Here is a 26,023-nt window from a genome sequence, read left to right as displayed (position 1 = left end):
CGAGCCGCACACCTTGTTGATCGTCATGGCGGGAACGGCCGTGGGCAGGCCCGCCTTGATCGAGGCCTGGCGCGCCACGTTCTGGCCCGAACCGGCGGTCAGCACCTGACCCATGATCACGTCGCTCACTTGCTCCGGCTTCACGCCTGCGCGCTCGAGCGCGGCCTTGATGACGATCGCACCCAGGTCGGGCGCCGCCACCTTCGCGAGCGAACCGCCGAATTTGCCAACTGCCGTACGTGCGGCCGAAACGATCACAATGTCAGTCATTTCCAGATCCTCCGGGCGGCTTGAAGGCGCGCCATGCGCCCCGCCCGTCAAGTTGTTAATCCGAATTCCGCAGCAAGCGTGTCAAGCGCTCGAATCGCTTCGATCGTTTCAATCGCGTTGCTGCACATAACGCCCCGGCGCCGGCTCGATCTCGGGGAATTCCGCCGAGCCGGCTTGCGCACGCGGCTTCACCTTCTTGCCGCCGTACTGCTCGAGCCATTCGGCCCAGGTTGGCCACCAGCTGCCGGGTTTCTCCTCAGCGGCGGCAAACCAGTCGTCGGCCTCTTCCGGCAAATGCTTCGCGTCGGCCTCGATGCTCCAGAAGCTGCGCTTGTTCTTCGACGCCGGGTTGATCACGCCCGCAATATGCCCCGACGCGCCAAGCACGAATTTCAACGGCCCGGACAGCAGCGGCACCGAAGCGTAAGCCGTGCGCCAGGGCACGATGTGGTCCTCGCGCGAGCCGTAGATGAACGTCGGCACGTCGACGCGCGAAAGATCCACTTCCTCGCCGCACACCGTGAGCGCACCGGGCTCGCGCAGCTTGTTTTCCAGGTACGTATTGCGCAGGTACCACGCGTACATGGGCCCCGGCAGGCTCGTCGAGTCGCTGTTCCAGAACAGCAGGTCGAACGGCGCGGGCGTACGTCCCTTCAGGTAATTGTCGACGACGTAGTTCCAGACCAGATCGTTGGGCCGCAGGAACGAGAACGTGTTGGCGAACTCGACGCCGCGCATGAGGCCCGGCGTGCCGCCATTCTTGCCGCCGATGGTCTGCTCGCGCATCTGCACGTGGGCTTCGTCGACGAACACGTCGAGCACGCCCGTGTCGCCGAAGTCGAGCATCGCGGTGAGCAGCGTCATGGACGAAGCGGGATGTTCGCCGCGCGCCGCAGCCACGGCCAGCGCCGTAGCGAGCAGCGTGCCGCCCACGCAGAAGCCGAGCGTGTTGATCTGCTCGCGCTCGCTGATGCTGCGCGTCGTCTCGATCGCTGTGAGCACACCCTCTTCGATGTAGTCGTCCCAGGAGCGGTCCGCGATCGACGCGTCACCGTTGTGCCAGGAGACGAGAAACACCTGCTGCCCCTGCTCGAGCGCATATGCAACGAGCGAATTCTCGGGCTGCAGGTCGAGGATGTAGTACTTGTTGATGCACGGCGGCACGATCAAGAGCGGCCGCTCGCGCACGGTGGCCGTGCGCGGCTTGTACTGGATCAGCTGGAAGAGCGCGTTCTCGAACACGACCGAGCCTTCGGTGGTCGCGAGGTTGCGGCCCACCACGAAGCGCGATTCGTCGGTTTGCGAGATCTTGCCGCGCGACATGTCGCCGAGCAGGTTCATGACACCCTGGCGCAGGCTCTCGCCGTGCGTCTCGAGCAAGGCGCTTTGCGCGTCGGGATTGAGCGCGAGGAAATTGCTGGGCGAGGCTGCCGCGGTCCACTGCTGCACGGCGAAGCGAATGCGCTCGCGCGTTTTCGGATCGGTATCGATCGCGTCGACGAGTTCATGCAGGTAGCGCGCGTTGAGCAGATACCACGCCGCCGTGAACGCGTACGCGGGCGTTGCCTTCCAGGCGTCGGAGCTAAAGCGCCGGTCCTTGAGTTCGGGCGCTTTGGGCGTGGTGTCGGTGGCCTGGCGCAGCAAGTCGAGCGCGTCGCGCGAATATTCCGCCTGCAGATGCTGCAGCCGTGTAGGTTCGATCGACGCCGTAGGAAGCTTGAAACCTTCGAACGGGTTCGCGCCGCCGAAGGGATTGCCTGCGGCAAAGGGATTGCCTGCGGCAAAGGGATTGCCCGCGGCGAAGGGGTTACCCGCAGCGAAGGGGTTGCTCGACGCACCGTTGCCCGCCGACGGCCACCAGTTGGCAGCCAGTCCCGCAAAAGGTGCTTGCTGCGCCGCGCCGCCCGTTTGCTGCGCAGCATTCAGGGCGCTCTTCCAGGCGTTCGTCCACGCGTCGAGATAGTGCTGCATGCCTGCTGCGTCGGGGGCGAAAGGCGGATTGCCGCGCGTTGCACCATCAGTTGAAGCGCCCGAGCCCGGGGCAGTCTTGGAACGTTGAGATGCCGTCATGCCTGCTTTTGACCGATGTGTCCCGAAGGACTGGTTGAGAGGCAGGTGGTACGCATACGGGCGCCGTTGCGGCGCTCGTCACGACCTGTCCCGTGGGTGAGGGACATTCTTGCTCCCCATTGCAAAGCGTGTCAATGCTTGTGCCCGATTTTGCCGCGCTGCGATATTTTTTTAATTATCGTTTTCCCGATGTAATCAATTGTTTAACTGTCGCGACATATCGTTGTGCGGTCTGGCGCACAAAAATCCGCCGTGGCGGCAAGCGCTTGCAGTGCAATGCGGCAGATAGGGATTCGATGCGCGCTGGGTGGCACATGGCGCTTTGCGGGAATCGCTGCATCGCAACAAATCATCGTCCGGTTCACGACGCGCCGCCGCGTTGCGTCACGGCGGCGCGGTGCGGCAAAGTCAGGGGTGAAGCCAGATCAACGCGGCCATGCGGCCGGTGACACGATCGCGCCGGTACGAGTAGAAACGCTCGCGCAGCGTAACCGTGCACATGTCGCCGCCGCTGACGTGGCGCACGCCGAGCGTATCGAGGCGCAGCCGCGCGAGTGCGGGAAGATCGGCGAGGTATTTTCCGCTCGCCTCGGGGCGCGCGACGAAAGCCGCCGCGGTGGCCGCGCGGTACGCATCGCGTTGTGCCGCATCGACATGCTCCACATGGGTCATGAACGCGTCACGCACGTCTGCACCGACCTCGAAGGCCATGGGCCCGATGGCGGGGCCGAGATAGGCGTGGAGGTCTGCAGTCGCACAGCCTGCGAGCGCGGCGACGCGCTCGGCGGTGCGCTCGATGACGCCCGCAGCCAGCCCGCGCCAACCCGCGTGCGCGGCGCCTACGGCGCGGCCCTCGCCATCGCACAGCAAGACGGGCATGCAGTCGGCCACCATCACCGTGCAGGCGATGCCGGGCTCGGCGGTGACGCTCGCGTCGGCTTCGAGCGGCGCGCCCTTGCGCGCGGCGGCAAGCGCGGCTGCGGCGTCGACCACGACGGGACCGTGGATCTGCTTGAGCCACGCGGCAGGCGCGCCCGCATGCGCGAGCAGCCGTTCGCGGTTCGCCTCGACGTGCGCGAGATCGTCGCCGGAGCCGCGGCCCAGATTCAAGCCGCCGGGAAGATCGATGCCCTCACCGCTTTCACCGCCCTGCGCCGCCTGCCAACGACCGAATGGCGGCTCGCTCACGCCGCCGTTACGCGTCGTGACCAGCGCGCGCACACGCGGCGAAACCTGCCAGTCGGGATGCAACACATCGTCGGACGTCAGTTCCGGGCGGGTCGTCATGCGTGCTTGTCCTCGTCTTGCGAATCGTCTTCGTCGTCTTCGTAATCGTCTTCGTCGCTGCCGATCACGTAGCCTTCGTCGGTGTAGGCGCTGTCGAACATGTCTTCATCGAAGCCGACTTCGTCCTCGTCTTCTTTGCCGCCGAAGCCAAGCGCCTCGATCAGCGCGTCCAGGTCGTCGGGCACCTCGGCGCGCCATTGCATCGCGCGGCCCGTGACCGGATGAACGAGGCCGAGGCGCCACGCATGCAGCGCCTGGCGCGCAAAGCCGTCGGGCAACGCCGCGACCGAGCGCTTGCCGCGCGCGTGGCCATACACGGGATCGCCCAGCAAAGGATGGCCGACATGCGCGCAGTGCACGCGAATCTGGTGCGTGCGCCCCGTTTCCAGATCGCAATGAATGGCGCTAATGGGCTGGTTGTGCCAGAGCGTCTTGTCGATACGCCGGAAATGCGTGCGCGCGGGCTTGCCCGAAGCCCCCTTCATCACCGCCATACGCGTGCGCTCGCGCGGGTCGCGGCCGATGGGCGCGTCGATGGTGCCTTCGTCGGCCATGTTGCCCCACACGAGCGCGAGGTAGCGGCGCTTGACCGTGCGCGCCTGCAACTGGCGCACGAGGTCGGTTTGCGCCTGCAGCGTGCGCGCGACGACCATCAGCCCGGACGTTTCCTTGTCGAGCCGATGGACGATGCCGGCGCGCGGCAGCCCCGCCGCCGCTTCGCCATAGCGATGCAGGAGGCCGTTGAGGAGCGTGCCGCTCCAGTTGCCCGCCGCCGGATGCACGACGAGCCCGGCGGGCTTGTTGATGACCACGATGGCGTCGTCTTCATAAACGATGTCGAGCGGCACCGGCTCGGGCGTGAACGCTAGCTGCTCGGGCAGGAGGTCCGGCACGAGTTCGATGGTCGCGCCGAGCGGCACCGGCTGGCGCACCTTGGCCGGCTTGCCGTCCACGCGCACGCGCTGCTCCTCGATCCAGCCCTGCAAACGGCTGCGTGAAAATTCCGGAAATACTTTGGCGAGCACCTTGTCGAGGCGCTCGCCCGCGAGCTCATCAGGCACCTGAATCGAGCGCGGGGCCTCGTCGGCGCGCGCACGCGGGGCGCGACCGGCGCCCTCGCCTGCGAGCTCGTCGTCGTACGCCTCACGGGCGGCTGCGTCATCGGGTGCATCGCCCAGGCTATAATCGCTGATGCTGTTTTGGGCGCCGGGAGCGCCGGCCCCCGGAATAACTGTACGGGTCATTGAGTCTGGGTCACCTGTGGACCTGAAGCTGGACTGGATAAATGCGAGCCTTGAACACGATTACGAAACTGGCCCAACACGCGGTGGACCGAAACGCAATGCGCGCGGCGCGAGCAAACCTGCTCGGCAAGATTGGCAACGTCGTTCGCCTGGCTGTCTGCGGCGCGGCTATCGCCGTCGTCGCGGCCTGCCACGGCCTGCCGGAAAAGACCGACGAAACGGCAGCGTGGAACAACAACAAATTATATACGGAGGCCCAGGATGCGCTCTCCGGCGGCGACTGGGGCAAGTGCGCGAAATATTTTGAAGCACTTCAGGGCCGCGACCCGTTCGGCCACTTCGCCCAGCAGGCGCAGATCAACGTAGCCTACTGCAACTGGAAGGACAACGAGAACGACGCCGCCGACCAGGCGATCAACCGCTTCATCCAGCTGCACCCGGATCACCCGGACGTCGCCTACGCGTACTACCTCAAGGGCATGATCCACTTTAACGACGACCTGGGTCTGTTCGGCCGCTTCTCGGGCCAGGACATGAGCGAGCGCGACCCGAAGTCGCTGCGCGAGTCGTATGACGCATTCAAGGTCGTGGTCGACAAGTATCCGCAGAGCAAGTACGCCCCGGACGCCGCCCAGCGCATGCGTTACATCGTGAACGCGCTCGCTTCGCACGAAGTGCATGCGGCCGACTACTACTACCGCCGTGGCGCCTATGTGGCGGCCATCAACCGCGCGCAGCTCGCGATCCAGGACTACAAGAGCGCGCCGGCGATTGAAGACGCGCTGCATATCATGATCCTGTCGTATCAGAAGCTCGATCAGCCGCAGCTCGCCGAAGACACGCGCCGCGTGCTCGCCGGCACCTTCCCGGACAGCCCGTACATCACCGGTCACGCGCGCCCTGGTAAGGAAGACAAGTCCTGGTGGCAGATCTGGTGATCGCCGTGCCTCTGCATTGAGGCGCGCAGGAAAGCAAAACGCCACGGTTTTCCGTGGCGTTTTTTTATTTCTGCGGCGGCGCAGGCTTCGCGCCTGCGCCGCGCTGACATCCTCAATCGCGCTCGAACAGCGCGATCGACTCCACGTGCGACGTGTGCGGGAACATGTTGACCACGCCCGCGCCCTTGAGCCGGTAGCCGGCCTCGTTGACGAGCACGCCCGCATCGCGCGCGAGCGTCGCGGGGCTGCACGACACGTAGACGATGCGTTTGGGCAGCGGGCCATTGCCGCTCTGCGCGATTTCCGCGAGCGCCTGGGAAACGGCGAACGCGCCTTCGCGCGGCGGGTCGACGAGGAACTTGTCGAAGTGGCCGAGTGCGCGCATGTCGTCCGCGGTGACTTCGAACAGGTTGCGGCATGCAAACGACGTATGCCCGTCCACGCCGTTGGCGCGCGCATTTTCCAGTGCACGGGCCGTCAGCGTGTCGCTGCCTTCGATCCCCACCACTTCGCGCGCGAGACGCGCGAGCGGCAGCGTGAAGTTGCCGATGCCGCAGAACAGGTCGAGCACGCGGTCGCCCGGCTCCGGCGCGAGCAGACGCAGCGCGCGGCCCACCAGCACGCGGTTGATCTGGTGATTGACCTGCGTGAAGTCCGTGGGCTTGAACGGCATGCGAATGCCGAACTCGGGCAGCGTGTAGTCCAGTTCCTTGTCGAGCGGATAGAACGGGAACACGGTGTCCGGGCCCTTCGGCTGCAGCCAGAACTGGACGTTGTGCTCGTCGGCGAATGCGCGCAGCAGGTCTTCGTCGGCGGCCGTGAGCGGCTCGAGAATGCGCAGCACGAGCGCCGTCACACTCGAACCCACGGCGAGTTCGATCTGCGGCATGCGATCGCTGATCGACAGCTGGGCGACGAGATGGCGCAGGGGCACGAGCATCGCCGAGACGTTCGGCGGCAGCACTTCGCAGCTCGTCATGTCGGCCACATAGCTGCTCTTCTTTTCGTGGAAACCGACCAGCACGCCACCCTTCTTCGGCACGTTGCGCACCGTGAGGCGCGCGCGATAGCGGTAGCCCCACGACGGCCCGTGAATCGGCCGGAACATCGTCTCCGAACGCACCTTCGAAAGGTGCATGAGGTTGTCCTCGAGCACGCGCTGCTTGACGGCGATCTGGGCGCGCACGTCGAGGTGCTGCATCGAGCAGCCGCCGCAGGTGCCGAAGAACGCGCACTGCGGCTTCGTGCGAATCGCGCTCTCACGCAGCACGCTCACCACTTGCGCCTGTTCGAACGTGGGCTTCTTGCGGTAGCTCGAGTAGGTCACGCGCTCGCCCGGCAGCGCGCCCTCGACGAAGATCACCTTGCCGGGCTCGCCTGTCTCGGTGACGGTGCGGCCAACGCCGCGCGCCTCCATGTCGAGCGACTCGATCTCGAGAATGGGGGCATGAGCGACCGAGGCTTCGATGGCGGCGCGTTTTTCGGCGCGGCGCTCGCGCTTGCTGCGCTTTTTCGTGGGCGTGGGCGGCATGGGCTCGGCCTGAGCAGGCTCGGCTTGAGGGTCGGGGGCAGCTTGAGACACCAGCGGATTCCTGACTGACGATGAGTCAATTGTGGGCGAAGGCGAGATTGTAGTCGAAGTCTGCGCCCGCGCTCCGGCGCTGCTGTTTTCGAACTTGTCCGATCGTGCTCGCTGCCCCCCGTCACTACGATGATTCCTGAGGCGTGATAAGCCCCACTCACGCGAAGGAATCGTCAACATGTCTGCCCTCGTCTTCCTGCAATCGTTCGCGCTTTTGCTTGTCGCACTCGGCGCCGCCACCGTCGCCGAACCGCTGGCTTCCAGACGCGCAAGCACGCACCGCCGGCTGCTGCTCGGCGTTGCCAACCTCGCGATCCCCATCGCGCTGTTCGCGTTGCTGCTGTTCGGCCTGCGCATTCTGTTCGACTGATGCAGCTCGATCAGACGCTTTCAGAATCGTCCCATAGATTGACGCCGGTTGCGGCGGCAAGGATATCCACCCCTTCACCAACGGAACCGAAGTGAGCAAGCTACCTCTTTGTGCGCTCGTCGCAACGACGCTCGTGGGCCTCGCGGCGTGCGGCCCGACCATCCAGCCCGATCAACTCGTCGCCTCCATCCAGCCGGGCATGACGCAAAGCGATGTCTACAAGCGTATGGGGCCGCCCGATCGCGGCTACCAGGCCAACGGCCTCGACTGTTTCCAGTACGACCTCGGCAAATACGATCTCGGCAGCGCCCGCAACGTGCCGTTCTCCGTGTATTTCGACCGCAGCAACCATGTTGCCGGCACGACGCGCGCCGCGTGTCAGGGTCGCCGGATCTAACGTCAATACGCTCGAGCGAGCGACGCCACTGCGTGCACACGCCTACCCGTGCCAGCGGGCGGGCGAACAGCGTTTCGCACCCGATATTCTTCATACAACACGGCAGGAGAAACCAGGCTAGGGTTACACGTGCGGGAACCGCCGCCGCGCCATGCGAGGAGCGTGCCGATGAAACTGGTCAGCTGGAATGTGCAGTGGGGCCGCGACGCTTCTGGCGCCGTCGATCTCGCGCGCACGGTGCGCGAGGCGCGGCGTCTTGCCGACTTCGACGTGCTATGCCTGCAGGAAATCACACGCGGGTTCCGGGCGCTGCCGGGCGGTCCAGGCGACGATCAGTTCGCCGAACTCCGGGCGCTGCTGCCAGGCTTTGCGGTCATCGAGGCAATCGGCGCCGACTTGCCTGCGCACCTTGACCCACCAGGCTCCCGTCAAGACGCGGCGCCGATGCCGCGCCGCCAGTTCGGCAACGCGCTCGCCACGCGCTTGCCCGTCGCGCAGGTGTTTCGCCACGCCCTGCCGTGGCCCGCCGACTCCGCCGCGCCCTCAATGCAGCGTGTCGTGCTCGAAGCTGTGCTCGACGCGCCGGGCGGCGCGCTGCGCGTACTGACCACGCATCTGGAGTTCTACTCGCTGCGCCAACGGCTCGCGCAAGTGGACGAGTTGCGGCGCCTGCAGCAGGAAGCCGCCGATCACGCGGCGCATCCCGCGCCCGCCGAAAACGATGCGGGGCCGTTCGCCCGCACCGCGCGCCCCGTCTCGGCGATCGTGTGCGGCGACTTCAACAGCGCATGGGGCAGCGAGGCGTACACACGCATGCTCGAGCCGCTCGCGGGCAGCCCCGCCTTTATCGACGCGTGGACCGCGCTGCACGCCGGCGCGACGCCGCCGCCCACGGCCGGCGTCTATGACACGAAGCAATGGTCGGACGGCCCGCTTGCGTGCGACTTCGTCTTTGTCACGGCGGATTTGCGCCCACGCCTGCGAAGCTGCGAAATCGACGGCGCGACCCAGGCTTCGGATCATCAGCCGATCGTGCTCGAACTAGGCTAAGGGATAATCGGCCGGCTGCGCGCTCAGCCGACAAACGCTTCGAGGTACTCGCCCCAATGCGGTGCGGTTTCGGCGGCGAGCGACTGCTTCACAAACTCAATCTCATCCGCATATTCGCGCTCTGTGAAACCGCCGCGCATCATCTGAAACCGGCAATAGAGCAGATACGTGTTGACCACGTCGGTCTCGCAGTAGTTGCGGATCTCCTCGATGCGGCCTTCCTGAAATGCGGTCCACACCTGCCCGCCGTCCATCCCGAGCTTGCCCGGAAAACCACAGAGCTTCGCGAGCGCGTCGAGCGGCGCATTCGCCCGCGGCTGGTACATCGCGAGCAGGTCCATCAGGTCAGTGTGGCGCGTGTGGTAGCGGCTGATGTAGTTGTTCCACTTGAACTCTCGGTCCGCGTCGCCCATTTCCCAGTAGCGCACCGCGCGAATGCCGTGCACGAGCGCGCGATAGTGCAGCACCGGCAAGTCGAAGCCGCCGCCGTTCCACGAAACGAGCTGCGGCGAGTACTTCTCGATTGTGCGGTAGAACGAATCGATCAGGCGCGCTTCGCCGTCTTCGGGCGTGCCGAGCGAGCGCACGCGAAAGCCCTGCCCGTCGCGGAACACACACGAGATCGCGGCGACGCGCTGCAGATGATGCGGCAGAAAATCGCTGCCGGTTTTCTCGCGGCGCGCAGCGAAGGCGTGTTCGGCCACTTCGGTGTCGGTGAGCGTGGCGGGCAGATCTTCGAGACGGCGAATGCCGTCGACATCGGGAATCGTCTCGATGTCGAATACGAGTACAGGAACTGTCATTCAGATGGACTGCGAGGGTTTAGAGAACGGCGTCCTTGCGCACGCCGTTCGATGCGAAAAAGCGCTTGAGACGCACCAGCGCTTCCTGCTGGATCTGCCGCACGCGCTCGCGAGTAAGGCCCATCTCGTCGGCCAGCTCTTCGAGCGTGGCGGGCTCGATATGATTCAGCCCGAAGCGCCGTTCGATGACGTGGCGATGCTTATCGGATAAACGCCCGAGCCACGCGCGTGTAAGCGTTTCCAGCTCGCGGTGCTGCACTTCGGCATCGGGCGACTGGCTCTGGTCGTCCGAAAGCAGGTCGAGCAGGCTGCTGGCCGGGTCGAGGTCGAGCGGCGCGTCGAGCGAAGCCGTGTGTTCGTTGAGCGCGAGAATGTCGGTGACCTCATCGGTGGTCTTGCCGGTGAGATAGGCGATGTCGTCGATGCTCGCGTCACGCCGCTCCGAGGCCGAGTCGGCGTTGAGCGAATTCTTCTCCAGATGCCGCTTCGCGCGCAGTACCTGGTTGAGCTCGCGAATCACGTGCACCGGCAAGCGCACGGTGCGCGCCTGGTTCATGATGGCGCGCTCGATGCTCTGGCGGATCCACCAGGTCGCATACGTCGAGAAACGGAAGCCGCGCGTGGGATCGAACTTCTCGATCGCGTGCATGAGGCCGAGGTTGCCCTCCTCGATCAAGTCGAGCAGCGGCACACCGCGATTGAGATAACCCTTGGCAATGCTGACGACGAGGCGCAGATTGCGCTCGATCATGACCTGACGCGCCTCGAACTCGCCGGCCTTGGCGAGACGCGAGTAGCGCTGCTCCTCCTCGACAGTGAGGAGCGGCTTCACGCTGATCCGGTTCAGATAATGCTGGATGGTGTCGGCCGTGAGTTCGGCCTGCAGCATGGCACGGAAATCGTCGGCGTCGGGTGCGGCTTCGGCCGTTTCGGCGCCCTCGCCCGAGCCGCCTTCGTCGGCCGGGGAATCGCGCTCTTCACGTTCCTCGCGCTCGTCGCGCTCCTCGAAATCGCGGCCGCCGTCGAGGTCGGGCGACGTGTCGTCGTCGCCCGCCTGCGCGCCGTCCTCCACCGAAACCTGGGCGGCTTGGCTGTCAGACTCGGATTGCTGCAGACGGCGCTTCGATTTCGGCATGGTCGGCTCGCTTTTATTGCGGCGGCAAGTACTTCAGTGGGTCGACGGGCTTACCCTGACGGCGTACTTCGAAATGCAGCATCACCCGGTCCGAGTCGGTATTGCCCATTTCGGCGATCTTCTGACCTTTGGTGACCGCATCCCCTTCTTTTACCATCAAAGTCCGGTTGTGTGCATACGCGGTCAAGAACGTCGCGTCATGCTTGATGATAATGAGATTGCCGTAACCGCGCAGCCCATTTCCGGCATAAACCACGCGCCCATCGCCAGCAGCCTTGACAGGATCGCCCGGCGCACCGCCGATATTGATGCCCTTGTTCTTCGTATCGTCGAAGCCGTTGAGCACCGGACCACGCACCGGCCACGCAAGCGCGATGTTGCCACTTGGCGCCGCGGCCATATCACCGCCGCTTGCACCCGGCTGCGGCGGCACGGCCGCCGTAGGCGCCGATGCATTCGCACCCGGACCGTAGAGCGGCGGCTGCGCAGGCGAGCCTGCTGCCGCTGCGCCCGGTGCAGCACCCACACCCGGAACCGGCGCGGTCACAACGCCCGGCGTGTACGCCGACGGATTCGCACCCGGCGGCACGACGCGCAACAACTGATCCACCTCGATCTGATTCGGATTGGTGAGATTGTTCCACGTCGCGATGTCGCGATAATTCTGGCCGTTTTCGAGCGCAATCCTATAGAGAGTATCGCCCGGCTTCACCCGGTAGTATCCCGGAGGCGGCGGCCCGAGCGGCACCGGAGGCTGCGCGGCCGCCGTGCCGAGCGGCGCGGTGCGGTCCACCACAGGTGCCTGATCGAGTCGCGTGGCGCATGCGGCCAGAAGGCAGAGCGCGACGACCGCGGTGCCGCGCTGGGCTGCGATCAGCGTGGCTGCGGGCAGGTCGACATTCGGGCGGTTTCTTTTGATCGCGCGCAACATACTCATCGGATTCAGATCACTCCAGATTTTAAGGGGACAAAGAAAACGCGATCCAGGCGTGACTCCCGCCACTGCGCCGGCCCCGTGCGCTCCACGAGCGTGAGGACCTGCGTCGCTTCGCCGGCGGCACTCTGCGTGCCGGACACCGCCACGGGCGCCACGAGCTTCCCGCCGATGGCGAGTTGCTCAAGCAGCGCCTGCGGCACGTCGAAGCCGGCGGCGGCGATCACGATCGCGTCGAACGGCGCCGCCGACGGCAAACCGAGCCGTCCGTCGCCGTAGTGCAAGCGGATATTCGGGATACGCAGCGGACGAAGATTCGTCTTCGCGCGCTCGTATAACGGCTTGATGCGTTCAATGGAATACACGTCGCGCGCAATCTGGCTCAGCACGGCGGCCTGATAGCCGCAGCCGGTGCCGATTTCCAGCACGCGCTCCAGCACACGGCCTGCGCCCGCGAGTTCGAGCATGCGCGCGACCACGGAAGGCTTCGAGATGGTCTGGTGATGACCGATCGGCAACGCCGCATCTTCGTAGGCCTGGGTAGCCAGACCCGGGTCGATGAACATGTGGCGCGGCACGGCCGCGAGCGCCTGGAGCACGCGCGCATCGGCAATGCCGTTTGCACGCAGGCGTTCGACCATGCGTTCGCGTACGCGTTCCGAAGTCAGTGCATGCGCGCCGTTGAGCGCAACGCCAGGCGCGCCCGTGACGGTGACGGCCGGACGCGGCGCACTCGCACCACCCGGCATTGCGGCGCGTGGCGCGGCCGCGCTGCCAGCAGGATGCGCTGGCTTGATCGAACTTGCCGGCTTCGCGACCATTGGCTTCGCATTGACCGCCTTCGCAGGCGGCGCCTTGAACGGTGCGTTTGCGTTGGACTTCGCAACGGCCGGCGTGCCGACCTTCGTGCCCGGCTTCGCGAGCGCGCCGACGCCCGGTTTCGAGGCGCTGCTGTTGCCCGCGCCCGCGAGCGGCGTGCGTGCGTCGCCCGGGCGCGTGTCGCGCCGGCGCGGCTCGCGCACGAGATCCGCAAGCCCGAGCGGAAAACGCTTCGTGCGCTCGCCCGTCATGAAACGCTGCCGCCCTTGCGCGCCCAGTCGTGCGTCGCGGACAGCATCTGCGTATGGGTGAGATCGAGTTGCAACGGCGTGATCGACACGTGGCCGTTCGACACCGCGTGGAAGTCCGTGCCCTCGCTCGCGTCGCGCGCGCTGCCCGACGGCCCGATCCAGTAGATCGGCTCGCCGCGCGGGTTGGTCTCGCGGATCACGGGCTGCGAAGGATGACGCTTGCCGAGGCGCGTGACGCGCCAATCGCCCAGTTCGTCGTACGGCCGGTTCGGGATGTTGACGTTCAGCAGCGGATGACCCGGCAACGGGTTCGCGAGGTAATGCGCAACGATTTCGGCCGCGACACGCGCAGCGGAATCGAGGTGCACCCAGTCCTTGTCGACGAGCGAAAACGCGATGGCGGGTATGCCGAACATGATGCCTTCGGTCGCCGCAGCCACGGTGCCCGAGTACAGCGTGTCCTCGCCCATGTTCTGGCCGTTGTTGATGCCGGAGACCACGAGGTCGGGCTGCTGGTCGAGCATGCCCGTGAGCGCGATGTGCACCGAGTCGGTGGGCGTGCCGTTCACGTAGTAGAAGCCGGTGCTCGCCGATCGCAACACCGACAGCGGGCGCCACAGCGTAAGCGAGTTCGATGCGGCGCTGCAGTTCTGCTCGGGCGCCATGACCGTGACTTCGCCGATCGGCTTGAGCGCTTCATAGAGCGCGGCCAGGCCGGGGGCGAGATAACCGTCGTCGTTGCTGAGTAGTATTCGCATCGAGCGATTGTAACCGAGGAAAGAAGGCACGCGAACGACAGCCCGGCCCTTGCGGCAGCACGCGTTGGGCCTTGAGTCGAACGTCGAATCGCTTGCCGATCCGGGACGCATTCGCATTCGCGCTACGCCTGGAAAGACACGTGTCAACGATACGAAATAAATCGCACGATCGTTCGCATCAAGACGGATTGCCGTACACTGTCCTGCTGTAGCGAATCCATGACCGATGCAACTGAAAGCAACCGAACCGGATCAAGACAGGAGACACGATGCGCGCAATCCGCTGCAACCAGTACGGCCCGCCCGACTCGCTCACGCTCGAAGACTCGCCCGACCTGGTGCCGGGCCCGGGCCAGGTGGTGATCGACGTGAAGGCCGCGGCCGTCAACTTCCCCGACGTGCTCATCATCGAAAACAAGTATCAGATGAAGCCGCCGCTGCCCTTCACGCCGGGCGCCGAACTCGCAGGCGTGGTGCGCGCCGCGGGCGAAGGCGTGAAGCTCGCGCCGGGCACGCGCGTGGTGGCGTACGTGGGCACGGGTGCGTTCGCCGAACAGGCGCTTGCGGATGCATCGGCGTGCGTGGCGTTGCCGGAGGGCGCCGACTTCGCGACGGCCGCCGCCTTCACGCTTGCGTATGGCACGTCGCACCACGCCGTGGTCGATCGCGCCGCGCTGCGCGCAGGCGAAACGATGCTCGTGCTCGGCGCCGCGGGCGGCGTGGGACTTGCTGCGGTGGAGATCGGCAAGGTGCTCGGCGCGCGCGTGATCGCGGCGGCCTCGAGCGAGGAGAAGCTCGAAGTCTGCCGCCGCTTCGGTGCGGACGCCACCATCAACTACAGCACCGAGGACTTGCGCGAGCGCGTCAAGGCGCTCACCGACGGCAAGGGCCCCGACGTGATCTATGACCCGGTGGGCGGCGAGTATGCCGAGCCGGCGTTTCGCAGCATCGGCTGGCGCGGGCGCTATCTCGTCGTGGGTTTCGCGAATGGCGAGATTCCAAGGCTGCCGCTCAATCTCGCGCTGCTCAAGGGCGCGAGCCTCGTCGGCGTGTTCTGGGGCGATTTCGCGCGCCGCGAGCCGCAGCACAACGCGGCAGCGTTCGCGCAAATGGTCGGTTGGATCGGCGAAGGCAAGCTCAAGCCGTACGTCTCGAAGCGCTATAAGCTCGCCGATACAGCGCAAGCACTCAAGGACATGGCTTCGCGCAAGGTGACAGGCAAGATCGTGATCGAGCCCTGAGCGTTGCCTGCAACGCGGCAAGTAAAACGAAAACGGCCCGCGATGTGCGAGCCGTTTTGCATGATGCCAGCCGACCTAGACGATTTGTTGCTCGCGCAACCGGGCGATGTGGTCCGCGTCATAGCCCAAGGCTTGCAGGACTTCATCGGTATGCTCGCCGAGCGCGGGTCCAAGCCAGCGCGTGTCGCCAGGCGTTGCCGAGAGCTTGGGCGTGACCGAAGGCAGCGCGATATCCACGCCCTCGCCTTCCTTCGCACCCGGCGCCTGCCAGCGGAACTGCTGAATCATCTGGCGTGCCGCGAACTGCGGATCGGCGAACATGTCAGCCACACTGTAGATGCGGCCCACGGGCACGTCGGCGGCGTTGAGCACGTCGAGTGCTTCGTTGATGGTGCGCGTGGAAAGCCACGCCGCGATGGCGCCATCGATCTCCGCCGTGCGCGGCACGCGGCCGTCGTTGTGCGCGAGTTGCGGATCATTGGCGAGGTCCGCACGCTCGATTGCCATCATCAAGCGCTTGAAGATCGGATCGCTGTTGCCGCCGATCACGATGCTGCCGTCCCGGCACGGATACGTATTCGACGGCACGATACCCGGCAGCGACGCGCCGGTGCGCTCGCGCACCATGCCGTACACACCGTACTCGGGTACGACGCTCTCCATCATGTTGAACACGGCCTCATAGAGCGCGACATCGACGATCTGGCCGCTGCCGCCGTTCATGTTGCGGTGATGCAGCGCCATCATCGCGCCGATCACGCCGTGCAAAGCCGCGATCGAGTCGCCGATCGAAATGCCGATGCGCGGCGGCGGCAGCTCGGGATAGCCGGTGATGTGACGCAGACCGCCCATCGATTCGGCGATCGCGCCGAAGCCCGGGCGGTCGCGGTACGGGCCCGTCTGGCCGTAGCCAGAGAGCCGCACCATCACGAGACCGGGATTCTCCTTCGAGAGCACGTCGTAGCCGAGCCCGAGCTTTTCGAGCAGGCCAGGCCGGAAGTTCTCGATGACGATATCGGCTTCCTTCGCGAGGCGCCGCACGATCTCCTTGCCCTCTTCGGCTTTGAGATTGACCGTAACCGACTTCTTGTTGCGCGCCTGCACGGCCCACCAGAGCGACGTGCCCCCCGCTTCCGGATAGAGCTTGCGCCATTTGCGCAGCGGGTCGCCGCCCTTGGGGTCTTCGATCTTGATCACTTCGGCGCCGAACTCGCCGAGAAAGCGCGCGGCGAAGGGGCCGGCGATCAGCGTGCCGAGTTCGAGGACTTTCACGCCCGCAAGCGGTCCCGTACCTTTGGCTGCGGATGCGTTCGATTGTGAATCGGCGGAATTGGGGGAAGCAGCGGCTGCGCTCATGGTGTCTCCTGTCGTTCTGTTCGGCTAACGGCGCCAAGGCATGGCGAAACGCTACATCGAGCGCCGGTCGAGCATGGCTCGCGCAATGGTGCCCGCGTCGACGTATTCGAGCTCGCCGCCCACCGGCACGCCGCGTGCGAGGCGCGTGACGGCGAGCCCGCGCGCCTTGAGCGTCTGGCCGAGGTAGTGGGCCGTTGCCTCGCCCTCGTTCGTGAAATTGGTTGCGAGCACCACTTCCTTGACAACGCCGTCCGAGGCGCGCTTCACGAGGCGGTCGAAATGGATCTCTTTCGGACCGATGCCATCGAGCGGACTCAGATGCCCCATCAGCACAAAATACAAACCGCGGTACGTCATGGTCTGTTCGAGCATGATCTGGTCGGCCGGCGTTTCGACCACGCACAGGAGCGTCGGGTCACGCTCCTCGTCGAGGCACGTTTCGCAGACCTGAGCTTCGGTGAAGGTGTTGCACTTCTCGCAATGCTTCAGATTCTCGGTCGCGAACAGGAGCGCCTTGCCGAGCTTTTCGGCACCGTCGCGGTCGTGTTGCATCAGGTGATACGCCATGCGTTGCGCCGACTTCGGCCCGACGCCGGGCAACACGCGCAGCGCCTCGACGAGAGCGGCGAGAGCGGAAGGTTGTTTCATGCGGATTCAGCGCGAGATGCGCGACGGGGGTTGAAGCGGATGTAGCTTCTTGCGACGACTGGCTGCTGCCTGGTAGCTTTGGCGCCTCGATGCCAGCGCCTGCGCAGCCGTACCGGCCACGAGAAGGCACGCGAGACGCGCGGGCGCCGGCCTGCCGAAAGCAGACGCGGCGCTCGCAACGTTCCTTAGAACGGCATCTTGAAGCCCGGCGGCAGCGGCAGACCGGCGGTCATGCCGCCCATCTTTTCCTGCGACGTGGCTTCGGCCTTGCGCACCGCGTCGTTGAACGCCGCGGCCACGAGGTCTTCGAGCATGTCCTTGTCGTCTGCGAGCAGGCTCGGATCGATCGACACGCGGCGCACGTCGTTGCGGCAGGTCATCGTGACCTTGACGAGACCGGCGCCCGCCTGACCCTCGACTTCGATCTGGGCAAGCTGCTCCTGCATCTTCTTCATGTTTTCCTGCATCTGCTGGGCTTGCTTCATGAGCCCTGCGAGTTGGCCTTTCAACATAGTCACTGCTCCTTCTGGATCGTAGTCGTTCGAATCGATGCGCTCAAAAGCGCGCGACGCTTGCCGCGCCGCGCGGCGCAAATCAGTGGGCGGCCTGGCTGCCGCCCGATGCGGCGTCCGGCGCGACCGGCCGGATCGAGCCCGGCACGATGCTCGCGCCGAAGTCGCGAATCAGTTGCTGCACGAAGGGATCGGCGCCGATCTCGCGCTCGGCTTCGCGTTGACGCTGGGCGCGGTCTGCGGCGTCGAGCGCGGCCGCCGTACGGCGTGCAGGCCCGACTTCCACGCTCACTTCAACGGCCTTGCCAAGACGCTCGGCGAGCGCCGTCTTCAGCTTCGCCACCTGCGAGGCTTCGGCGTACTGCGGCACCGGCACGCTCAGTTTGAGCAGCGTGCCTTCGAGCGCCATCAGTTCGCTGTTGAAGGCGAGCTGGTACGAGATGCCCTTCAGCGTTAGCGTGGCGGCAAGCGCGGGCCAGTCGCCGGTGAAGCCGATCGGATCGAGCGGGATGCCCGGCGGCAGCTTGCTCACATCGACCACGGCCGGCGACGGCGTCGGCGCCGAAGCGCCGGCGCGCGGCGCGGACGGCTCGCTGTCGTAGGCCGACACGAAACCATCGTCGGGCGGCGCGAAATACGCGTCGTCGGCGCCGAGCGGCACATAGTCGTCGGGCGGGATATCGTCCCACGGCGGCGCGCCCGAGGCATCTTGCTGCGCGTTGGCGTTGCGCGCCGGCTGGCGCGCCTGCGCTTCCTGCGCGGCGGCGGCGCGGCGGGCCGGATCGGGCGTCGGCACCTTCACTTCCATGCGCGGCGCAGCCTTCGGCGCGGGCGCCGGGGCGGCCCCGCTGGCAGCGGCTGCGGGAGCGCGGCCCGTGGCAACGCGCATGCCCTTGCTGCGCAGCACGTCGAGCGCAGCGCTTGCGCCACCGCGCGTGGACGCCGCAGTTGCAGGCTCTTCACGCGTCTCGACTTGCGGTGCGGGCGCAACGGCTGCGGCGCTTTGAACGGTTTGCGTCCCTTCGGCTGGAGCGGGTGCAGCTGTGGCCGGTTCGACCTCGGCGGCAGCAGCATCCGGCACCGTGCTCACGTTCGGTGCAGACGCGCCCTCGTCCTCCCAGGGCGGCACGACGCGCGCTTCGGCCGCTGGCTTGGCGAGCGGTGCAGGCGCACTCGCTTGCGGCTCGACAACGGGCGTATTCGCCGGAGCGGCTTCCACCGCCGGCGGCACACTCGCCAGGATTTCGGCTTGCGGCGGCACGGGTGCTGCCGGCTTCGGCGCGAACGGCTGCGCAACGGCAGGCTCCGCGCCGCGCGCCGACGCCGCAACCGGAGCCGCCGCACGCGCGCCCGGACCCGCCACAGCGGGCTTCGAAGCCGGCGCACTGCCCACGCTGCCCGCGCCCACGGAAGGCTCGAACGCGAGCATGCGCAGCAGCGTCATCGTGAAGCCCGCGTATTCGTCGGGCGCGAGGCCTAGCTCGCTGCGGCCGAGGGTCGCGATCTGATAGAAAAGTTGGACCTGCTCCGGGCTCAACGACTGCGCAAAACGGCGGATGTCGTCGGCTTCGGGCCACTCGTCGAGCACCGACGAAGGCGCGAATTGCGCCCAGCCAACGCGGTGGAACAAACTCGCGAGATCCTGCAGCGCCGTGGAGAACGACAGGCTGCGCAGCGCCATTTCGTCGGCGATGGCGAGCACGTTCGCGCCGTCGCCGGCCACGAGCGCGTCGATCAGGCGGATGAGATAGCTTTGATCGAGCGCGCCGAGCATGCCGCGCACCGCTTCTTCGGTGACCTGGTTGGCCGAATACGCGATGGCCTGGTCGGTGAGCGAAAGCGCGTCGCGCATCGAGCCGTCGGCCGCGCGTGCGAGCAGGCGCAGCGCCTGCTGCTCGAACTCGACCTTCTCCTCACCGAGAATGTGCGTGAGATGCTCGACGATGTTGCCCGCGGGCATCTGCTTCAAATTGAACTGCAGACAGCGCGACAGCACCGTGACCGGAATCTTCTGCGGATCGGTCGTCGCAAGGATGAACTTCACATGGGGTGGCGGCTCTTCCAGCGTCTTCAACATCGCATTGAAGGCGTGGTTCGTGAGCATGTGCACTTCGTCGATCATGTAGACCTTGAAGCGCGCATCGACCGGCGCATAGACCGCACGCTCGAGCAGCGCAGCCATTTCGTCCACGCCGCGATTGCTCGCCGCATCCATCTCGACGTAATCGACAAAGCGCCCCTCGTCGATTTCCCGGCACGCACGGCACACGCCGCACGGCTTCGACGTCACGCCGGTCTCACAGTTGAGCGCCTTGGCGAAGATCCGCGACAGCGTCGTCTTGCCCACGCCGCGCGTGCCTGTGAAGAGATACGCGTGGTGCAGGCGGCCGCCGTCGAGTGCATGCGTGAGCGCGCGCACCACGTGCTCCTGTCCGACGAGCGAAGCGAAATCCTTCGGTCGCCATTTGCGTGCGAGAACTTGATAGGTCATCCGGAAATTGTATCAGCAACGCCCGCGCGTCCAGATGAATCGAAAGGCGGCCAATGCTTACTGCCCCGCGGCCGCGCGGCGGCACCAGCGGGCGATTGCGGAGCGCCGAAACAGCGGCGATGAAGGCTTGAAAAACACGACGAACGAAGCACTGCGTCGCGCAGTCAATTGCGCGGCGTGAATGTCGTATCGGGGGGAAAAACCGGAAGAAAAAAGAGGAAGGTGACGAGCCTGACCCTCGGCACTGGCGGAAAACGGCTGTGGCTGCTTCGTTCCCGACCTGACCAGGTTGACCGCCCCTCCATGCGAGGAGGCCCGTCACGGCGCATTCTAACATCGCTCGCGCAGCAATGCGACTGCTGCAGTGCGAAAAAACGTGCCAAGCCGCTCCGGACGTCCTTGCGCACCATGAAGCGCCCCCTCTTGCAACGGCCCGCGCCGCCTCCAGATAGCGTTCAGGAACACAAGGTGTCGCACGAAAACGCCCCGCGAAAATACTCACGCCGCTGCCGGAATATCCCGCCGAATGTGGTCTGCAGGACGGAAACCCTGTTTGCGGCATGAGTACTATCACCGTCGGCAACGCATAGGGATTTAGGCTACACTGGCGTCGGCAATTGGCTGGGCCACGTGGTTTTCGTGCGAATGGCGTGTGATTCGGACGTGTGACTCGGGTTCGGTCTGGCCGCCCCGGCGGCCCCGGATGAATTTTCAGTTTTGGTGTATCGTGGCGAGCAATTTACTCAGCCTCGAATCGAAAGAGGTATTCATACAATGAGCGAACAAATCAAGCATATCAGCGACGCATCGTTCGAACAGGACGTCGTGAAATCGGACAAGCCCGTGCTGCTGGACTTCTGGGCCGAGTGGTGTGGTCCGTGCAAGATGATCGCGCCGATTCTCGATGAAGTCGCGAAGGATTATGGCGATCGCCTTCAGGTCGCAAAGATCAACGTCGACGAGCACCAGTCGACGCCGGTGAAGTTCGGCGTGCGCGGCATCCCCACGCTGATCCTCTTCAAGAACGGCGCCGTGGCGGCGCAGAAGGTCGGCGCGCTGTCGAAGTCGCAGCTCACCGCGTTCCTGGACAGCCACCTGTAACTTCTTCGTCGGCCGCCCCGCCCTGCCGGGCGCATTGTCCGGCCAGCAAGGGAACGAGCCACGCAATGGTGCGTGTTGTCATGCGACAACACGCACCATAAAAACACGTCAAAACTTGCTGTCGGTCTTCACTGACGGTTTCTGGCGTGTGCTATGCTAGAATTCATAAAGCGTCTATCCGGCGCCCTTATAAAAGTTTCAAGCAAAGTTTCAAGCAAAAGTCCTTGAGCGGTTCCGCTCGCTTCTGTTCCCCCTGACTTCTTTTCGTCGCATCCTCCCCGACGGGTTCTCCGTATGCATCTTTCCGAGCTCAAGTCTCTGCACGTGTCCGAATTGATCGAGATGGCCAATGGCCTCGAGATCGAAAATGCGAACCGCCTGCGCAAGCAGGAACTCATGTTCGCGATTCTCAAAAAGCGCGCCAAGACGGGCGAAACGATCTTCGGTGACGGCACGCTCGAAGTGCTCCCCGACGGCTTCGGCTTCCTGCGCTCGCCGGAAACCTCGTATCTCGCCAGCACGGACGATATCTATATCAGCCCGTCGCAGATCCGCCGCTTCAACCTGCACACCGGCGACACGATCGAAGGTGAAGTGCGCACGCCGAAGGACGGCGAACGCTACTTCGCGCTCGTGAAGGTGGACAAGGTCAACGGCCAGCCGCCCGAGGCCTCGAAGCACAAGATCATGTTCGAGAATCTCACGCCGCTGCACCCAAACAAGGTGCTGCTGCTCGAGCGCGAAATGCGCGGTGAGGAGAACGTGACGGGCCGCATCATCGACATGATCGCGCCTATCGGCAAGGGTCAGCGCGGCCTGCTGGTCGCGTCGCCGAAGTCCGGTAAAACCGTGATGCTCCAGCACATCGCGCACGCCATCAAGCAGAACCACCCCGACGTGGTCCTGTTCGTGCTGCTGATCGACGAGCGTCCGGAAGAAGTGACCGAAATGCAGCGTTCGGTGGCAGGCGAAGTGATCGCCTCGACCTTCGACGAACCGGCTGCGCGTCACGTGCAGGTCGCCGAAATGGTGATCGAAAAGGCCAAGCGCCTCGTCGAAATGAAGCACGACGTCGTGATTCTGCTCGACTCGATCACGCGTCTCGCCCGCGCCTACAACACCGTTGTGCCCGCATCAGGCAAGGTGCTGACGGGTGGTGTGGACGCCAACGCACTGCAACGTCCGAAGCGCTTCTTCGGCGCGGCACGTAACATCGAAGAAGGCGGCTCGCTCACCATCATCGGTACGGCGCTGATCGAAACCGGCAGCCGCATGGACGACGTGATCTACGAAGAGTTCAAGGGCACCGGCAACATGGAAGTGCACCTCGAGCGCCGCCTCGCGGAAAAGCGCGTCTACCCGTCGATCAACCTGAACAAGTCGGGCACGCGCCGCGAAGAGTTGCTGATCAAGCCGGACATCCTCCAGAAGATCTGGGTGCTGCGCAAGTTTATCCACGACATGGACGAAGTCGAGGCCATGGAATTCCTGCTCGACAAAATCCGTCAAACGAAGAACAACTCCGAGTTCTTCGACATGATGCGCCGCGGCGGCTAACGCCCTCGCCCGCTCGAGTCAGCGCAAAACGCCCGCGAATTCGCGGGCGTTTTTCTTTTCCGGCAGCACATCGTGCGATCTCACAACCTGTACGTGAACGTTCACGTTGAACTATAATGCGCGGCATGTCTCGATCGCCCCACGGCGAAAAAAGAGTGCCCCATGCCCAAGGATTCCCCTGCGCTACTCACGGTGCGCGACGCCGCCGAGCGGCTCAATGTCACGCCGCGCACGCTCAAATATTACGAAGAGCGTGGGCTCGTCAGCCCCTCGCGCAGCGAAGGCCGCTACCGGCTCTACGACGAGCACGACCTCGAGCAGTTCTCGCGCATCCTGCGGCTGCGCGCACTCGGCTTTTCGCTGCACGGCATCACCGAAATGCTCAAGCGGCCGCTCGAGCAGGCGGGCGAAGGCCGCCGGCGCTATTCGCAGGAGTCGCTGCAGCAAATCGCTAACGCGCTTGCGCAGCAGATCGCAACGCTGGACACGCGCATTGCGGACGTGCGCCGTGAGTTGAAGGAAGCGCAGACGGTGCGCGCGGAGCTTGCCGACGATCTCGATTACCTGCAGCGGCGGCTGGCCGGCGAGCCTTCCGATCAATTGATCGAGCAACGCCTCGCCGCCACGCGGCGCCGCAAGGCGGCCGCGAGCGGCAAGGCCACAGAGCCTTCAGGCCAAGCACGCGACGACAACGATTCGGCATGAGCACGACCCAGCCCCGCGAGCCGATCCTCAGCGCGGCGCGCCTGCGCGGCGACTTTTTCCCATGGGTACTCGCCCTCGCGACCGGTCTCGACTACTACGACAACGCGATCTTTTCGTTCTTCACGAGCTATATCGCGGGCGGCATCAACGCTTCGCCCGACGAGCTCGTCTGGTCGTCGAGCGCCTACGCCGTATGCGCCGTTCTGGGCATCCTGCAGCAGCAATGGTGGGTGGAGCGCATGGGCTACCGGCGTTACGTGGCTAGCTGCCTGCTGCTCTATTCCGCCGGCGCAATCGCGGCCGCTCTGTGCGAATCGTCGATCGAACTCGCCTTCGCGCGCGGATTTCAGGGCTATTTCATCGGCCCGATGATGGGCACCTGCCGCATCCTCATCCAGATCAGCTTCACGCCGCAGCAACGCCCGGTCGCAACGCGCGCGTTCCTCATTCTCATCGTGCTCTCCAGCGCGCTCGCGCCACTCGTGGGTGGTCAGCTCGTCGCGCATTTCGACTGGCGCGCGCTGTTTGCCTTTTGCGCGCCCGCAGGCGTGCTCTATGCCGTGCTAGCCCTGTTCGCATTGCCCGATACGGGTCACTTGCTGCCCGAGGAGCGCGGCGAAGCGCACTTTTGGCCGTACATCCTCTTCGCGTTTGCGCAGGGCGCGCTGCAAATCGCCATGCAGCAGGTGCGCTTCGAACTCTTCAGCGCGTCGCCGGAAATCATCCTGCTCACGCTCGTCGGCGTCACCGCGCTCGCCTGGTTCGGCTGGCACCAGTGGCATCATCCGAAGCCGCTCATGCGCTTGCACGCGCTACGCGAGAAACCGTTCCAGGTGGGCCTGTTGCTCTACATGGCCTATTACTACCTGAGCACGGCACTCAGCTATCTGGTCTCGCGGCTGCTCGAAGGCGGATTCAACTACCCTGTCGAAAATGCCGGCCGCCTCACCGGCGTCACATCGCTCATCTCGGCCGGCGCGCTCTTTTTCTATTTCCGCTACGCGAAGTTCATCACGCACAAGAAATGGATCATCGTGCCAGGCTTCGTGCTCTCGGCGTTCATCTCGTTCTGGATGACGCAGCTCACGCCAGAGGCGAGCGAAGCCTGGCTCATCCCGCCGCTGCTGCTGCGCGGCCTGCTGCTGCTCTTCATCGTGCTGCCCGTCGCGAATCTCACGTTTCGCATCTTCGCAATCGAAGAATTCACGCACGGTTACCGCTTGAAAAACGTCGTCCGGCAGTTGACGATATCGTTCGCCACCGCCACGGTTATCATCGTCGAGCAGCACCGGCTCGCGCTGCACCAGACGCGGCTCGCCGAATTCGTGAATCCGTTCAACCCGGCGTTTCAGAGCACGTACGCCGCGCTCACGCATTCGTTCGAGCTCATGGGCCGGTCCGCAAGCGAAGCGCATGGACTCGCGCTCGCGCAGGTGAGCCGCATGGTCGCGCAGCAGGCGAGCTTTCTGAGTTCGCTCGACGGGTTCTACTTCCTGATTGGCGTGGCGGTGTGCGGCGGGATCTTCGCCGCGTGGCAAAAGCAGATTGACTGAACGACACTCAGACGCACGGGAAAACACACCCAGCGATGCTTTCGAAACTCTCTCACTGGTTCGACGCGCGCCGCCGCGAAAAAGCGCTGCGCGCCTACGCGATCGACGACGCGCTCTGGCGGGCTACGGTCAATGGGCTGCCGTTCCTCAAGCACCTCGACGCCGCCGACCTCGTGCGCCTGCGCGAGCTGACAAGCCTCTTCATCGCGCAAAAGGAATTCTCGACGGCGCACGATCTCGAACTGACCGACCCGATGACTGTGGCAATCGCCGCGCAAGCGTCGCTGCCCGTGCTCAATCTTTCGCTCGATCTCTACAAGGGCTGGGTGGGCGTCGTCGTCTATCCGGGCGAATTCGTGATCCGCAAAACCGTCGAGGACGAGGATGGCGTGGTCCACGAGGTCGAGCACGATGCGAGCGGCGAAGCCTGGGAAGGCGGCCCCGTGATCCTCTCGTGGGAAGACGCGCAGATGACCGATGGCAGCGACGCGTACAACGTCGTGATCCACGAGTTCGCGCACAAGATCGACATGCTCAACGGAGAGGCCGACGGTCATCCGCCCCTTTTTCGACGCTGGCACGCGCCGCTCGACGCGCAGGCGTGGGCCGACGTGTTCGACAACGCCTTTGATCAGTTCTGCGACAAGGTGGACGCGGTGCCGGAGCGCCGCTGGGCGCGCTTCGAGCGCGATTCGCTGATCGACCCCTATGCCGCCGACCATCCGTCGGAGTTCTTTGCAGTGTGCAGCGAGGCGCTTTTCGTCAAGCCGAAGGCCTTCGAAGCGGAATATCCCGAGCTTTACCGGCTGCTTGCGCGGTATTACCGCCAGGACCCGGCGCGCGTGGGCGCATTGGACGGCCGGCCCGCCTGAAACCTGTCGCGCGGAGCCCTCAAAAATTCGCCAACCGGCTGATTATCTGGCATAATCGCCGTTTTTCGACCCTTGGGTA

At 65.1% G+C, this 26,023-nt stretch carries 23 protein-coding genes, 1 other RNA gene and 1 pseudogene; 10 read left to right on the top strand and 15 right to left on the bottom strand.

Features of this window, described 5'->3' with window-relative positions; translation table 11 throughout:
• From U5A52_RS38955 to U5A52_RS38940, 4 genes and pseudogenes are all read right to left on the bottom strand, one after another.
• Positions 1-270 (bottom strand): annotated as a pseudogene (locus U5A52_RS38955) (acetyl-CoA C-acetyltransferase); the annotation flags it as partial.
• A 108-nt stretch (positions 271-378) separates the two neighbouring features.
• Positions 379-2,340, bottom strand: a complete 1,962-nt coding sequence (gene phaC, locus U5A52_RS38950; protein ID WP_321939482.1) for a class I poly(R)-hydroxyalkanoic acid synthase — start codon at positions 2,338-2,340, stop codon at positions 379-381.
• Between the two features lie 408 nt (positions 2,341-2,748).
• Complete coding sequence (gene pgeF / locus U5A52_RS38945) at positions 2,749-3,627, bottom strand: peptidoglycan editing factor PgeF (protein WP_321939480.1); 879 nt, start codon at positions 3,625-3,627, stop codon at positions 2,749-2,751.
• Positions 3,624-4,871 (bottom strand): RluA family pseudouridine synthase, encoded by a 1,248-nt coding sequence (locus U5A52_RS38940; RefSeq protein ID WP_321939478.1) that lies wholly within the window; start codon positions 4,869-4,871, stop codon positions 3,624-3,626. The genes pgeF and U5A52_RS38940 overlap by 4 nt, the downstream gene beginning before the upstream one ends.
• A 98-nt stretch (positions 4,872-4,969) precedes the next feature.
• Between U5A52_RS38940 and U5A52_RS38935 the strand changes: the two genes are divergently transcribed.
• Positions 4,970-5,809, top strand: a complete 840-nt coding sequence (locus tag U5A52_RS38935) for an outer membrane protein assembly factor BamD (protein ID WP_415765986.1) — start codon at positions 4,970-4,972, stop codon at positions 5,807-5,809.
• A 112-nt stretch (positions 5,810-5,921) separates the two neighbouring features.
• Here the strand turns inward: U5A52_RS38935 and rlmD are convergent, their stop codons facing one another.
• Positions 5,922-7,340, bottom strand: a complete 1,419-nt coding sequence (gene rlmD, locus U5A52_RS38930) for a 23S rRNA (uracil(1939)-C(5))-methyltransferase RlmD (RefSeq protein ID WP_321939485.1) — start codon at positions 7,338-7,340, stop codon at positions 5,922-5,924.
• 229 nt (positions 7,341-7,569) lie between these two features.
• On the opposite strand from rlmD, the gene U5A52_RS38925 reads away from it, so the two are divergent.
• The 3 genes from U5A52_RS38925 (at position 7,570) to U5A52_RS38915 (ending at position 9,208) form a co-directional block, all read left to right on the top strand.
• Entirely contained in the window at positions 7,570-7,761 is a 192-nt protein-coding gene (locus U5A52_RS38925) for a hypothetical protein (protein ID WP_321917175.1), read from the top strand.
• A 91-nt stretch (positions 7,762-7,852) separates the two neighbouring features.
• Complete coding sequence (locus tag U5A52_RS38920) at positions 7,853-8,158, top strand: hypothetical protein (RefSeq protein ID WP_321939475.1); 306 nt, start codon at positions 7,853-7,855, stop codon at positions 8,156-8,158.
• A 168-nt stretch (positions 8,159-8,326) separates the two neighbouring features.
• Entirely contained in the window at positions 8,327-9,208 is an 882-nt protein-coding gene (locus U5A52_RS38915; RefSeq protein ID WP_321939474.1) for an endonuclease/exonuclease/phosphatase family protein, read from the top strand.
• Between the two features lie 23 nt (positions 9,209-9,231).
• On the opposite strand, the gene U5A52_RS38910 is transcribed toward U5A52_RS38915, so the two are convergent.
• From U5A52_RS38910 to surE, 5 genes are read right to left on the bottom strand one after another with little or no spacing between them, the layout of a single operon-like run.
• Positions 9,232-10,011, bottom strand: a complete 780-nt coding sequence (locus tag U5A52_RS38910) for a 3'-5' exonuclease (protein ID WP_321917181.1) — start codon at positions 10,009-10,011, stop codon at positions 9,232-9,234.
• A gap of 19 nt (positions 10,012-10,030) precedes the next feature.
• The gene (rpoS, locus tag U5A52_RS38905; protein ID WP_321917182.1) at positions 10,031-11,146 is read right to left on the bottom strand and encodes an RNA polymerase sigma factor RpoS; all 1,116 of its coding nucleotides are present in this window, start codon (positions 11,144-11,146) and stop codon (positions 10,031-10,033) included.
• A 13-nt stretch (positions 11,147-11,159) separates the two neighbouring features.
• Positions 11,160-12,083, bottom strand: a complete 924-nt coding sequence (locus U5A52_RS38900) for a peptidoglycan DD-metalloendopeptidase family protein (protein ID WP_321917185.1) — start codon at positions 12,081-12,083, stop codon at positions 11,160-11,162.
• A gap of 5 nt (positions 12,084-12,088) precedes the next feature.
• Positions 12,089-13,150: a protein-L-isoaspartate(D-aspartate) O-methyltransferase gene (locus U5A52_RS38895; protein ID WP_321939473.1), complete on the bottom strand. Its 1,062-nt coding sequence runs from the start codon at positions 13,148-13,150 to the stop codon at positions 12,089-12,091.
• Positions 13,147-13,908, bottom strand: a complete 762-nt coding sequence (surE, locus tag U5A52_RS38890; protein WP_321939471.1) for a 5'/3'-nucleotidase SurE — start codon at positions 13,906-13,908, stop codon at positions 13,147-13,149. Before surE ends, U5A52_RS38895 begins: the two co-directional genes overlap by 4 nt.
• 269 nt (positions 13,909-14,177) lie before the next feature.
• Here surE and U5A52_RS38885 point away from each other — a divergent pair, with 269 nt between their 5' ends.
• Positions 14,178-15,149 (top strand): NADPH:quinone oxidoreductase family protein, encoded by a 972-nt coding sequence (locus U5A52_RS38885; protein WP_233881626.1) that lies wholly within the window; start codon positions 14,178-14,180, stop codon positions 15,147-15,149.
• Positions 15,150-15,224: 75 nt separating this feature from the next.
• Here U5A52_RS38885 and U5A52_RS38880 read toward each other — a convergent pair whose 3' ends face one another.
• The 5 genes from U5A52_RS38880 to ffs all read right to left on the bottom strand — a co-directional run bounded on the left by U5A52_RS38880 (position 15,225) and on the right by ffs (position 20,476).
• A complete protein-coding gene (locus U5A52_RS38880; RefSeq protein WP_321939468.1) occupies positions 15,225-16,505 on the bottom strand; it encodes a CaiB/BaiF CoA-transferase family protein in 1,281 nt (426 codons plus the stop codon).
• Between the two features lie 51 nt (positions 16,506-16,556).
• Positions 16,557-17,153, bottom strand: coding sequence for a recombination mediator RecR (recR, locus tag U5A52_RS38875; protein WP_321917192.1), 597 nt, complete (start codon positions 17,151-17,153; stop codon positions 16,557-16,559).
• Positions 17,154-17,338: 185 nt separating this feature from the next.
• Positions 17,339-17,665, bottom strand: coding sequence for a YbaB/EbfC family nucleoid-associated protein (locus tag U5A52_RS38870; RefSeq protein ID WP_028204938.1), 327 nt, complete (start codon positions 17,663-17,665; stop codon positions 17,339-17,341).
• A gap of 82 nt (positions 17,666-17,747) precedes the next feature.
• Positions 17,748-20,156 carry a DNA polymerase III subunit gamma/tau gene (locus U5A52_RS38865; RefSeq protein ID WP_321939467.1) on the bottom strand — a complete coding sequence of 803 codons (2,409 nt, stop codon included), beginning with the start codon at positions 20,154-20,156 and terminating at the stop codon, positions 17,748-17,750.
• 221 nt (positions 20,157-20,377) lie between these two features.
• Positions 20,378-20,476, bottom strand: an RNA gene (gene ffs / locus U5A52_RS38860) — signal recognition particle sRNA small type.
• Between the two features lie 454 nt (positions 20,477-20,930).
• Here ffs and trxA point away from each other — a divergent pair.
• The 5 genes from trxA (at position 20,931) to U5A52_RS38835 (ending at position 25,944) form a co-directional block, all read left to right on the top strand.
• Entirely contained in the window at positions 20,931-21,257 is a 327-nt protein-coding gene (gene trxA / locus U5A52_RS38855; protein ID WP_027818380.1) for a thioredoxin TrxA, read from the top strand.
• Between the two features lie 294 nt (positions 21,258-21,551).
• Positions 21,552-22,814, top strand: coding sequence for a transcription termination factor Rho (gene rho / locus U5A52_RS38850; protein ID WP_027818379.1), 1,263 nt, complete (start codon positions 21,552-21,554; stop codon positions 22,812-22,814).
• Positions 22,815-22,976: 162 nt separating this feature from the next.
• Complete coding sequence (locus U5A52_RS38845; protein WP_321939465.1) at positions 22,977-23,519, top strand: MerR family transcriptional regulator; 543 nt, start codon at positions 22,977-22,979, stop codon at positions 23,517-23,519.
• Positions 23,516-25,072: an MFS transporter gene (locus tag U5A52_RS38840; protein WP_321939463.1), complete on the top strand. Its 1,557-nt coding sequence runs from the start codon at positions 23,516-23,518 to the stop codon at positions 25,070-25,072. Before U5A52_RS38845 ends, U5A52_RS38840 begins: the two co-directional genes overlap by 4 nt.
• A 35-nt stretch (positions 25,073-25,107) precedes the next feature.
• Positions 25,108-25,944: a M90 family metallopeptidase gene (locus U5A52_RS38835; RefSeq protein WP_321939461.1), complete on the top strand. Its 837-nt coding sequence runs from the start codon at positions 25,108-25,110 to the stop codon at positions 25,942-25,944.
• The last annotated feature ends 79 nt before the right edge of the window (positions 25,945-26,023 follow it).

This window comes from Paraburkholderia sp. J8-2, from assembly GCF_905220195.1.
Classification (GTDB): Bacteria; Pseudomonadota; Gammaproteobacteria; order Burkholderiales; family Burkholderiaceae; genus Paraburkholderia.
The sequence above is the reverse complement of the archived record's forward strand: the minus strand, read 5'-3'. Positions and strand labels throughout refer to the sequence as shown.